The sequence below is a fragment of the Arthrobacter crystallopoietes genome, assembly GCF_017603825.1.
GTDB lineage: Bacteria > Actinomycetota > Actinomycetes > Actinomycetales > Micrococcaceae > Crystallibacter > Crystallibacter crystallopoietes_B.
In genome coordinates, this window is record NZ_CP072014.1 from 3,977,782 (window position 1) to 3,988,727 (window position 10,946).

General features: G+C 61.8%; 8 protein-coding genes. 1 reads left to right on the forward strand and 7 read right to left on the reverse strand.

From position 1 onward, the window contains the following. Positions 1-9: 9 nt before the first annotated feature. From typA to J5251_RS18245, 7 genes are all read right to left on the reverse strand, one after another. On the reverse strand, positions 10-1,932 hold the full coding sequence (gene typA / locus J5251_RS18215; RefSeq protein WP_208574791.1) for a translational GTPase TypA: 1,923 nt from the start codon (positions 1,930-1,932) through the stop codon (positions 10-12). A gap of 192 nt (positions 1,933-2,124) precedes the next feature. Continuing rightward, positions 2,125-3,816 (reverse strand): dipeptide ABC transporter ATP-binding protein, encoded by a 1,692-nt coding sequence (locus J5251_RS18220; RefSeq protein ID WP_208574792.1) that lies wholly within the window; start codon positions 3,814-3,816, stop codon positions 2,125-2,127. After that, the gene (locus J5251_RS18225) at positions 3,813-4,769 is read right to left on the reverse strand and encodes an ABC transporter permease (protein WP_139004727.1); all 957 of its coding nucleotides are present in this window, start codon (positions 4,767-4,769) and stop codon (positions 3,813-3,815) included. The genes J5251_RS18220 and J5251_RS18225 overlap by 4 nt, the downstream gene beginning before the upstream one ends. Further along, positions 4,762-5,688 carry an ABC transporter permease gene (locus tag J5251_RS18230; protein ID WP_208574793.1) on the reverse strand — a complete coding sequence of 309 codons (927 nt, stop codon included), beginning with the start codon at positions 5,686-5,688 and terminating at the stop codon, positions 4,762-4,764. The genes J5251_RS18225 and J5251_RS18230 overlap by 8 nt, the downstream gene beginning before the upstream one ends. 125 nt (positions 5,689-5,813) lie before the next feature. After that, positions 5,814-7,445, reverse strand: a complete 1,632-nt coding sequence (locus J5251_RS18235) for a peptide ABC transporter substrate-binding protein (RefSeq protein WP_208574794.1) — start codon at positions 7,443-7,445, stop codon at positions 5,814-5,816. 308 nt (positions 7,446-7,753) lie between these two features. Beyond that, the gene (locus J5251_RS18240) at positions 7,754-8,290 is read right to left on the reverse strand and encodes a hypothetical protein (RefSeq protein WP_139004724.1); all 537 of its coding nucleotides are present in this window, start codon (positions 8,288-8,290) and stop codon (positions 7,754-7,756) included. 111 nt (positions 8,291-8,401) lie between these two features. Then, the gene (locus tag J5251_RS18245) at positions 8,402-10,219 is read right to left on the reverse strand and encodes an ABC transporter ATP-binding protein (RefSeq protein ID WP_240793026.1); all 1,818 of its coding nucleotides are present in this window, start codon (positions 10,217-10,219) and stop codon (positions 8,402-8,404) included. 88 nt (positions 10,220-10,307) lie between these two features. On the opposite strand from J5251_RS18245, the gene J5251_RS18250 reads away from it, so the two are divergent. Beyond that, on the forward strand, positions 10,308-10,931 hold the full coding sequence (locus tag J5251_RS18250) for a PH domain-containing protein (protein ID WP_139004722.1): 624 nt from the start codon (positions 10,308-10,310) through the stop codon (positions 10,929-10,931). The last annotated feature ends 15 nt before the right edge of the window (positions 10,932-10,946 follow it).

Genomic DNA, 10,946 nt, shown 5'->3' on the forward strand with positions numbered 1-10,946 from the left:
AGGACCAGTTTAGGCCTTGGCGCGGGCGCGGTTTGCCTTGGCCCGTTCGTTGGAGTCAAGAATCACCTTGCGGATCCTGATGGACTCGGGCGTGACCTCGACGCACTCGTCCTCGCGGGCGAATTCGAGGGACTCTTCCAGCGTCAGGTTCCGCGGCGGGGTCAGGTTCTCGAAGCTGTCGGAAGAAGCGGCACGCATATTGGTGAGCTTCTTTTCCTTGGTGATGTTCACGTCCATGTCGTCGGCGCGCGAGTTCTCGCCCACGATCATGCCTTCGTAAACTTCGGAGGTCGGCTGCACGAAGAACGAACCGCGCTCCTGCAGGTTAATCATGGCGAACGGCGTAACCACGCCGGCGCGGTCCGCCACCATGGAGCCGTTGGTGCGGTACTCGATCGGTCCGGCCCACGGCTCGTAGCCCTCCGCGTAGGACGACGCGATGCCGGCGCCGCGCGTCTCGGTCAAGAACCGGGTACGGAAGCCGATCAGGCCCCGGGCGGGCACGATGAATTCCATCCGGCACCAGCCGGTGCCGTGGTTCGCCATGTTGACCATGCGGCCCTTGCGGGCAGCCATCAACTGGGTGACAGCGCCGAGGTACTCTTCGGGCACGTCGATGGTCATGTGTTCCATCGGCTCGTGGGTCTTGCCGTCGATGGTCTTTGTGACCACCTGCGGCTTGCCCACGGTGAGCTCGAAGCCCTCGCGGCGCATCTGCTCCACCAGGATGGCCAGCGCCAGCTCGCCGCGGCCCTGGACTTCCCAGGAATCCGGACGTTCGGTCGGCAGAACGTTCAGCGATACGTTGCCGATCAGTTCCTTGTCCAGACGGTCCTTGACCTGGCGCGCGGTGACCTTGGCGCCCTTGACCTTGCCGGCCAGCGGGGAGGTGTTGATACCGATGGTCATGGAGATGGCCGGATCATCAACGGTGATCATCGGCAGCGGCTGCGGGTTATCGGCATCAGTCAGGGTTTCACCAATGGTGATTTCCTCGATGCCGGCGACGGCGACAATCTCGCCCGGGCCGGCTTCTTCGGCCGGAACGCGGGTCAGGCCCTTGGTAGCCAGCAGTTCGGAAATACGCACGTTCTTCAGCTCGCCGCTCTGGCGGGCCCAAGCAACAGTCTGGCCCTTCTTCAGGGTGCCGTTGTAGATGCGCAGCAGGGCCAGGCGGCCCAGGAACGGGGAAGCATCCAGGTTGGTCACATGCGCCTGCAGCACACCGGCCGGATCGTAGGTAGGTGCCGGGATGTGCTCCATGATGGTGGCGAAGAGCGGTTCCAGGTCTTCGTTGTCGGGAGCCGTGCCGTCCGCCGGCTGCTCCAGCGAGGCGCGTCCGAGCTTTCCGGAGGCGTAGACAACCGGCACGTTCAGCACGGCGTCCAGGTCCAGGTCCGGAACTTCGTCGGCGAGGTCCGAGGCGAGACCGAGCAGCAGATCCATCGATTCTGCGACGACCCCGTCAATGCGGGCATCGGGGCGGTCGGTCTTGTTGACCAGCAGCACCACGGGGAGCTTGGCAGCCAGTGCCTTGCGCAGCACGAAGCGGGTCTGCGGCAGCGGGCCCTCGGAAGCATCAACCAGCAGCACGACGCCGTCTACCATGGACAAGCCGCGCTCGACCTCGCCGCCGAAGTCGGCGTGGCCGGGAGTGTCGATGACGTTGATGGTGACATTTTCACCCTTGGCGGAGGGACCGGAGTAGAACACGGTGGTGTTCTTCGCCAAAATGGTGATGCCCTTTTCGCGCTCCAGGTCACCGGAGTCCATGACGCGCTCTTCGACATCGCCATGGCTGGAGAATGCCCCGGTCTGCTTCAGCATGGCGTCCACCAGAGTGGTCTTACCGTGGTCAACGTGGGCAACGATAGCGACGTTACGAAGGTCGCTGCGGACGGCGCTCTGCGTCGACGTGGTGGTTTCAGACATGCGAGAAGGCTCAATTCAGGTGGAGAACTAAAGGGACGGCGCAATGCACAGCCGTGCGCCCTCAAAAGGGGGCATGTACATTCTAGCGGTACAGGCAAATCCTCACCTAATGCAGATTTTCCGGGCACGCCGAACCGGGGCTGCGGACAACGCGCAGCCCCGGTCCGGCCATCCACTCAGGTGGGATCCGGGTCAGACTACCTGGGGAGGCAGCTCCAGACTTGATCCCGGAATAGCCGCCAGCAATGCGCGGGTGTATTCCTGCTCAGGTTCGTCAAAAACCGCATCCGTAGTGCCGGCTTCGACCACCCGGCCCTTCTCCATGACGCAAACATGATCCGCAATCTGCCGCACCACCGCGAGGTCATGGGTGATGAACAAATAGCTCAGCCCCAGTTCGTGCTGCAGATCGGCCAGCAGGTTCAGGATCTGGTCCTGCACCAGCACGTCCAGAGCCGATACCGCTTCGTCGCAGATCACCACTTCGGGGTCGAGAGCCAAAGCACGGGCAATGGCGATTCTTTGCCGCTGGCCGCCCGAGAGCTCGTTCGGGAACCGCCGCATGACTGAGGCGGGCAAGGCCACTTGGTCCAGCAGTTTGCGCACTTTGGCTTCGCGGCTCTTTTTGTCGCCGATGTTGTGGACGCGCAACGGCTCCTCGATGGTGCGGAAAATGTTGTACATCGGATCCAGCGAGCCGTACGGGTCTTGGAAGATCGGCTGGACCCGCCGGCGGAAAGCCAGCAATTCCTTGCCCTTGAGCGAGCCCATATCGACGCCGTCGAACCGGATCTTCCCGCTCGTCGGATCCTCGAGATTCAGCACCATCCTGGCGACGGTGGATTTGCCCGAGCCGGACTCCCCCACCACCGCCGTCGTGGTTCCGCGTTTGATCGCAAAGGACACGTCATCCACAGCTGTGAAGTCGGTGGACTTACCGAACCCTCCCCGTAACTTAAACACCTTGGTCAAGTTGCTGACCTCGATAACGTTGTCGGCCGTTTCCGCGGCTGCCTCTGCCGGAGCGAGCAACTCCCCGGTCTCGATTCCGGCTGCCTTGGCCGATTGGATCCGGCGGGAAGCGAGCGAGGGCGCCGCCTCCACCAACCGCTTGGTGTACGGGTGGCGCGGGTTGGTCAGAATCTCTTGGGCGGGACCGGATTCCACTACGCGGCCCTTGTACATGACCACCACTTTCCGCGCGCGTTCGGCGGCCAGTCCCAGGTCGTGGGTGATCAGCAGCACCGCCGTGCCCAGCTCCGCCGTCATGGTTTCCAGATGGTCCAGGATCTGCCGTTGCACGGTGACGTCCAAGGCCGACGTGGGCTCATCGGCGATCAGCAGCCGCGGACGGCAGGACAGTCCGATGGCGATCAGCGCGCGCTGACGCATGCCGCCGGAGAACTCATGCGGGAATTGCCTGGCGCGCCGTTCGGCGTCCGGCAGCCCCGCCTCGGCCAGCACCTTGGCGACGTCGGAAGGCCCGGCCGGGAGACCGTTGACCTTCAGCGTCTCCCGTACTTGGAAACCGATCTTCCAGACCGGGTTCAGATTGGACATGGGATCCTGCGGGACCATGCCGATGGAACTGCCCCGCAGTTCCACAATTCGCTTGCCGCTGGCCCCCGTCAGATCTTCGCCGGCGAAGGTAATCCGGCCGCCGCTGACCCTGCCGTTTCCCGGCAGCAGTCCGATGGCGGCCAGTGCCGTCGTGGACTTTCCCGATCCGGACTCCCCCACGATGGCCACCGTCTCGCCCGGCATGACTGTCAGATGGGCATCCTTGACTGCCTGCACCTCGCCCGTGGACGTGGCGAAGCTGATGGCCAGGTCGCGGATCTCCAGCAGGGGTTCGTTGCTATTGGCTTCGTTGATTACTGTCATCGTTTTCTGGCCTTCGGGTCCAGGGCATCCCGCAGCGCGTCCCCAAGCATGATGAAGCTCAGGACGGTCACGGAGAGTGCGGCAGCGGGCCACAGCAGGGTGGAGGGATTCGAGCGAAGGGAAACCTGCGCCGAGGAGATGTCGTTGCCCCAGCTCATCACGTCCGGCGGCAGTCCGATACCGAGGAAGGACAGCGTTGCCTCGGCGACGATGAAGATGCCGAGGTTAACGGTGGCCACAACGATGACCGGCGCCAGCGAGTTCGGAATGACATGGCGCACCAGCGCGGCGGGCCGGGAGACGCCCAACGATCTGGCCGCGGTCACGAAGTCTGCGTTCCGCACGGAAAGGACCGCGCCACGGGTGATCCGGGCAATCTGTGGCCATCCGAAAACCGTCAACGTGATCACCACTGTCCAGACGTTTCGGTTTTCCCGGAAGAACGGCAACTGCATAATGATGATGGCGCCAAGAATCAGCGGCAGGGCAAAGAATACGTCGCCCAGACGCGCGATCACGGAGTCGAGCCAGCCGCCATAGAAGCCTGCGATGGCGCCTAGGGTTCCACCGATAATTAGTGCCCCCAGGGTGGCGAAGATGCCCACGGTGAGGGACGCCTGCGTACCGTAGACAATCCGGGAAAAGACGTCACAGCCCTGGAGCGTGAAGCCCAGCGGGTGTCCGGGTGCCGGGTCGCCGTCGGAATTCGCCAGCAGGCAGTTCTGGTTGGGCGGCGTCTGGGTGAAGACGCCGGGGAACACCGCCACGAAGACAATCAGGACAATCAACAGGGTGGAAATGATGAACAGTGGTTGCTTGCGCAGATTACGCCAGGCCTCGGCCCAGAGGCTCAGCGGCTGTACGTCCTCGGCCACATTGTCCGTGGCCTGGAGCGGGGTCTCATCCAGCGGAGCGACGTAGTGTTCGATCTTTTCAGTGGGTTTCTCAGGCATAACGAATCCTCGGATCAAGCCAGGCGTACAGAACATCGACCAGCAGGTTGGCCAGGATGTAGACCATCACCAGCACGCTGACAATGGACACAATGGTCGGCCCTTCGCCGCGGAGCACGGACTGATAGAGCCGCTGGCCGACACCGGGCACATTGAAGATTCCTTCCGTGACAATCGCGCCGCCCATGAGGGCACCGAGATCCGCTCCAAGGAAGGTGACCACAGGAATCATCGAGTTCCGCAGGATATGAACGACGACGACGCGTTGCCGGCTCAAGCCCTTGGCCGTCGCGGTGCGCACGTAGTCCGCGTGCATGTTTTCGATAATCGACGTTCGGGTTAGGCGCAGCACATAGGCAAAGGACACCAGCCCCAGCACGATCGCCGGCAGGATCAGGTCAAGCCAGCCCGCATCGCCGCCGACCGTGGGTTTGGCCCAGCCAAGTTTCACTCCGACCACAAACTGCATCACGAAACCCAGCACGAAGATGGGGATGGCGATGACGACCAGCGAGGCCACCAGGACGGTGCCGTCGAACAACTTGCCCTTCCGCAGGCCGGCGATGACGCCGAAAATGATGCCGAATACGGCCTCGAAGATCAGTGCCAGGATCGCCAGCCTGATCGTCACGGGGAAGATCTGGACCAGCACTTCGGCGACCGGCCTGCCCGAGAAATCATTGCCTAGGTTAAAGGTGACCAGATTCTTCAGGTACAGGAAATACTGCACCAGGAAGGGCTCGTCGAGGTTGTACTGCTCTCTGAGCTGGGCGGCAACTGCTTCATTGACCGGACGGTCGCCGAACAGCGCCTGGATGGGGTCGCCCGGCAGCGAAAATACCAGGAAATATACGAGAAAGGTTGCCCCGAAGAAGACGGGGATCATTTGGAGGAACCGCCGGATGATGTACCACGTCATTGCATAGCTTCTTCCGACGGAACCAGCAGGAGACTAGTCATTCACATGCCTGTTCTTTGCGAGTCCGGCACAGCACGGGGGCCGGCCAAAGGATGGCCGGCCCCCGAACAGCCGATAGTTGGTTCTTACTTCCCGGTGATGTTGTGGTAGATGGGAACACCGTTCCAGGCGGTATCAACGTTCTCAACGTTCTCGCTCCAACCCACCTGCCGAACCTGGTACCACAGCGGGATCGCGGGCAGATCCTGAAGCAGGATCTCCTGCGCCTCGTTGAAGATAGCGTTGCCCTCTTCCGGAGTTTCGGCATTCAGACCCTCGTTGAGCTTCTTATCGAACTCTTCGCTGGAATAGTCGCCGTCGTTGGAACCGGCACCTGTACCGAACAGCGGGCCGAGGAAGTTGTACAGTGACGGATAGTCTGCCTGCCAGCCAGTGCGGAATGCTCCGGTCATGTTCTTCGCCGTGATCTTGGTGCGGGCTTCGGCGAAGGTTGCGTACGGTTCGAACTGCGCGTCGATGCCCAGGTCGTTCTTCAGGCCGTTGACCACGGCTTCGATCCATTCCTTGTGTCCGCCGTCGGCATTCGATGCGATGGTGAACGTCTTGTCGCCCCAGGGATCGATTTCATCGGCCTGCGCCCAAAGCTTCTTGGCTTCTTCGGGGTTGTATTCGAGCACTTCGCTGCCCGGAATGCTCTCGTCGTATCCGTCGAGCACGGGCGCAGTAAATTCTGTTGCCGGCTGGCGTCCGCCGGAGAAAATGACCTCGGTAATTTCGTCCCGGTTGATGGCCATCGAAATGGCCTTGCGGCGCAGTTCGCCGGCCTCGCCGGTCCACTCATCGAGGTACTGCGGAATGGTGATGGTCTGGTTGCCCGCGTAGGCCTTTTCCAGCCAGCGGCCCTCTCCGAGGTCCGTCTTGAAGTTCGCCAGCGAGCTCGGCGGGATCGTATCGAGCAGATCGAGGTTGTTCGCTAGCAGGTCCTGGTACGCCGCTTCGAAGCCGGAGTAGAACTTAAAGGTGATGCCACCGTTCTTCGGCGTCCGGGATCCTTGGTAATCAGGGTTGGGCGTCAACGCGATCTCGACATCGTGCTGCCAGGCGCCCTCGTCTGCCAGCATGTACGGGCCGTTGCCCACCGGGTTGTTGCCAAAGGCTTTCATGTCTTCGAAGGCGACCTCCGGAAGCGGCGAGAAGGCCGTGTAGCCAAGCCGCAGCGGCCAGTCGGATTCCGGCTGGGCCAGTTCGGCGGTGAACGTCAGGTCATCGACGACCTTCAAACCGGACATCTCAGTCTGGGTACTGCCTTCGGCGCTGACTTCGTCATACCCGGCGATGCTCTCGAAAAAGTACTGGCCCAGCTGCGCGTTCTCGGCTGCGGCGCCATAGTTCCAGGCATTCACGAAGGAGTTGGCAGTAACGGGCTCGCCGTTGGTAAACGTCTGGTCGGCCTTGAGCTTGATTGTGTAGGTCTGCGAATCCTCGGTCTCGATCGACTCCGCCATCTCGTTGACCGGTTTGCCCTCGGCGTCGTAACTGATCAGCCCTTCGAAGAGGAGGTCCACCACGCGGCCGCCGCCGACCTCGTTCGTGTTGGTTGGGATCAACGGATTCTGCGGCTCCGTACTGTTGGCGGTAATAACTGCAGCAGCGTTGCCCTCTCCGCCTTCGGTGCCACCTCCCCCGCCGCATGCACTCAGGGCCAAGGCAGCAGCTGCGGCCAGACCGATCAGTTTCGATGTTCGCGCGAAACGCATGTCGATTCCTCTTTGCAGTCGGAACGCCCGGCATCGGATTGCGCCGGACCAGCCAGTGCGGACTTGAATCTGAGTCCGCCCCAGCTCTTGGTCGTGATCAGGATATTCCCGACTTGTGACCTCGGTAACAGTATTGGCTTTTCGATTGGGTTGCAATTTGCCCCGAAGAGGCGGCAGCAAGCCCTTTCAGCGCCATTCTCCCGCGCCAGTACGGGAAAGTGGCGGCATTAGCCAAAATCGAGATGTAACGTTATTGCATCGGCTAAGTGAGAGGGCACCCGGGCGTGTCAAAACCCTTGGTAAGGCGGCTATGAGAGTCCGCTTAGCGTCGCCTTCCAGAAGGACTTCCAATGATCCAGCTGCTCCGGCGTCTCCAGCTTCTCGTGCTGCAGGGACAGCGCCGACTTACCCGGGGCCTTTTCATAGATGTTGACGTTCACGCGTGAGCCGTCGGCCAGTCCGCAGCGCCAGTACCGCCACTTGACGGTTTCGCTCAGTTCCGGGCCTCTGCTTATGCCGACTCCGGAGAAATCCTCAGCGGCACCGATCAGGGCCAGCCACTTATCCCTCGCCTCGTCCATGGTGCCGGCCACTGTCTTGCTCGCAGAAGTCTGGAACCTGCCATCGCAGTCCTGCCCCGGCACACGCCGCCCAATCAACTGCTCAAAAGCGACTGTGGCAGATTGCGCCCACCAATCCTTGGCCAGACCGGCATCCTGCAGGGCTTGGGCTATCTCCTTATGGCTCTTGTCTTTGGCATCGATGGAGGCCAGGAACTCTTCAACCTCGGTCCATGACCGTCCGATGCCGCGTTCGATCGCCTCAATGTTCATGGTGCGGATCATCGGTCACTCCTTCGTTTCGACCATTCAGCGGGGGACCACAGGGGTCCGGACAGCATCCTTTCACGGTCCGGACCCCTGTGCTATGGATGGTGGAGATCGTAGGATGGCCGCCTAATCCGCTGTGGCCAGCAGTTGGGCGCGCAATTCCCTGCGCTCACGCTGCTTGTCCGGATCCGGCAGCGGTACCGCTGCCAGCAGACGCTGCGTATACAGCTCCTGAGGATGGCGGAGTATCTGGTCGCGTGTACCCTGCTCAACAATGTTGCCGTGCCGCATAACGCAGATCCGGTCGGCCAGGACATCGATGACTGCGAGGTCGTGGGTGACGAAGAGACAGGCGAAACCTAGTTCGCGCTGCAGATTCTGGAAAAGTTCCAGCACAGTGGCTTGGACGGACACGTCAAGCGCCGAAGTCGGTTCGTCTGCAACCATCAGCTTCGGTTCCAATGACAGGGCCCGGGCAATGCCTACACGCTGCTTCTGCCCGCCGGAGAGCTCGTGCGGATAACGGTTCCGGTAGCCATGGGGCAGCTCAACTTGATCCAGCAGTGTCTCGATGTTCCGCTGCAGGGCCGCACCTTTGGCGACACCGGCAAGGAACATGGGCTCGCCAATGCTTTCTCCAATAGGGAGCCTCGGATTCAGCGACGAAGAAGGATCCTGGAAGACCATGCCGACTTGACGCCGGAGTGCGTGCAGTTGCTTGCGGCTGGCTCCCGCTATCTCGCGTCCGACGACCTTCAGGGAGCCCTCTGCCACCGGCAGCAGTCCGACGGCGGCACGGCCGATGGTTGTTTTCCCGGAGCCCGATTCACCGACAAGGCCTACGACCTGACCCGGATAGATCGCCAGGTTCGCTCCTTCCACCGCCCGAAACGCCGGTACTCTGCCTTGCTTGGGGTATTCGATGGCGACGTTGGTCAGCTCCAGGACCGGCTCGCCGTGTGTGCTTTCTCTGGCAGCCATGTCCAGCGCCGCCTCGTTGGCAGCTTCCCTGCGCTGCAACTCCGTCTCATCAATCTCGTGAAGCGTAATGCCCGTTGCTGCAGCGAGGGCTGCGGTGATATCGATGTCGTCGCTGCCTGTGTTGTGGCCTCCCAAGTGAGGAACGGCAGCCAGCAGTTGCTGGGTGTATTCATGCCGCGGATCGTTGAAGATCTCCTGCGCCGTTCCCGTTTCGACGATCCGGCCACGACGCATCACGGCGATGCGGTCCGCCAGATCAGCGACCACACCCATGTCATGGGTAATCAGGACGATGGCGCTATCCAGCTTGTTGCGGAGATTGCGCATCAGGTCCAGGATCTCCGCCTGAACCGTCACGTCGAGAGCAGTGGTCGGTTCGTCGGCGATCAGCAGCTTGGGATCACATGACAGCGACTGCGCGATCATGGCGCGCTGCCGTTGCCCGCCAGACAACTGGTGAGGATAGGACCTGAATGCCTTCTCCGGATCGGGCAGTTCGACCAGCTCGAGCAGGCGGATGGCGCGGTCCTTGGCATCCTCGGGAGAAATAGCGTTGTGCAGGCGCAACGTCTCCACAATCTGAAAACCGATGGTGTAGACCGGGTTCATCGCCGTCATCGGTTCCTGGAAAATGACGGCCACGTCATTGCCGCGAAGCTGCCGCAGCTTGTTGGGGTTGAGTCCCAGGATCTCCTTGCCATTGAGCTTCACACTGCCGCTCACTCGGCTATTGGCCGGCAGCAGTCCCAGAAGCGCCATGGAGCTGGCGCTTTTTCCCGAACCGGACTCACCGACAATGGCGAGCACCTCCCCTGCCGAAACGTGATAGTTCAGACCGATGGCGGCCGGCACCCATTCCTTCTCAACACCAAAATCGACGCTCAGATCCGAAACCTCCAGCACCGGCGGTTCTGACCCGCCAGCGGGGAATCCGGTATAAATGGGGATGGCAGGATCGATCATTTCAGTCATTGCGGGTTTGTCCTTCCAACTGCTCGCAGCCGGCTTGTTCCATTAGTGATGTGGCGCACGACCCTGACACGATGGAAGCATGTCCAGTCATGCCACCGACGCTCCTGTTGTTTTCCGGCCGAGAAGTGCCGCTTGGTTGACGGGTGTTGTCTGGCTCATCGTGTTGTTCAGCGCGGCCTCTACGGCCGTGACGCATGGTTTCCCGGCTCTCGTGCAGCTTGCGCCGTTGGTGGCCCTCGGGTATCTGGCGTGGTGGCTGGCCTGGTACCCCGCCGTCGTTGTTTCCGATGCCGGGGTGGCCTTGCGCAATCCGCTGCTGACAGTTCAGGTCCCGTGGAACGCACTGATCATGGTTGATACGAAATACGCGCTGACACTGGTCACGCCGAAGGGAAAGTTCGCCGCATGGGCGGCGCCGGCGCCTGGCATCTTCGGCGTCCAGCGCGCACAGCCGGGGCATGTCCGCGGGCTGCCGGAGGTGACCTATGGGCCGGGCGAGTCCGTGCGTCCCGGTGACCTTTCCAATTCCGATTCCGGTGCCGCGGCCTTCCATGTCCGCTCCCGTTGGGCCGAACTGATCGCTTCCGGCACGGTGGCGACTGGCGAGGCAGACACTGCTACAGTCGCGAAAAGGCCGAACTGGCTGGTTCTCATTGCCGCAGCAGTCCTGATTGTAGCCAGCATGCTGTCGTTGACCGGCTGAACAGCGCGAGCTCAG

Coding starts and splice junctions, on each gene's coding strand:
- typA (WP_208574791.1), bottom strand. CDS start 1,932: ATGTCTGAAACCACCACGTCGACGCAGAGCGCCGTCCGCAGCGACCTT.
- J5251_RS18220 (WP_208574792.1), bottom strand. CDS start 3,816: ATGACAGTAATCAACGAAGCCAATAGCAACGAACCCCTGCTGGAGATC.
- J5251_RS18225 (WP_139004727.1), bottom strand. CDS start 4,769: ATGCCTGAGAAACCCACTGAAAAGATCGAACACTACGTCGCTCCGCTG.
- J5251_RS18230 (WP_208574793.1), bottom strand. CDS start 5,688: ATGACGTGGTACATCATCCGGCGGTTCCTCCAAATGATCCCCGTCTTC.
- J5251_RS18235 (WP_208574794.1), bottom strand. CDS start 7,445: ATGCGTTTCGCGCGAACATCGAAACTGATCGGTCTGGCCGCAGCTGCT.
- J5251_RS18240 (WP_139004724.1), bottom strand. CDS start 8,290: ATGATCCGCACCATGAACATTGAGGCGATCGAACGCGGCATCGGACGG.
- J5251_RS18245 (WP_240793026.1), bottom strand. CDS start 10,219: ATGATCGATCCTGCCATCCCCATTTATACCGGATTCCCCGCTGGCGGG.
- J5251_RS18250 (WP_139004722.1), top strand. CDS start 10,308: ATGTCCAGTCATGCCACCGACGCTCCTGTTGTTTTCCGGCCGAGAAGT.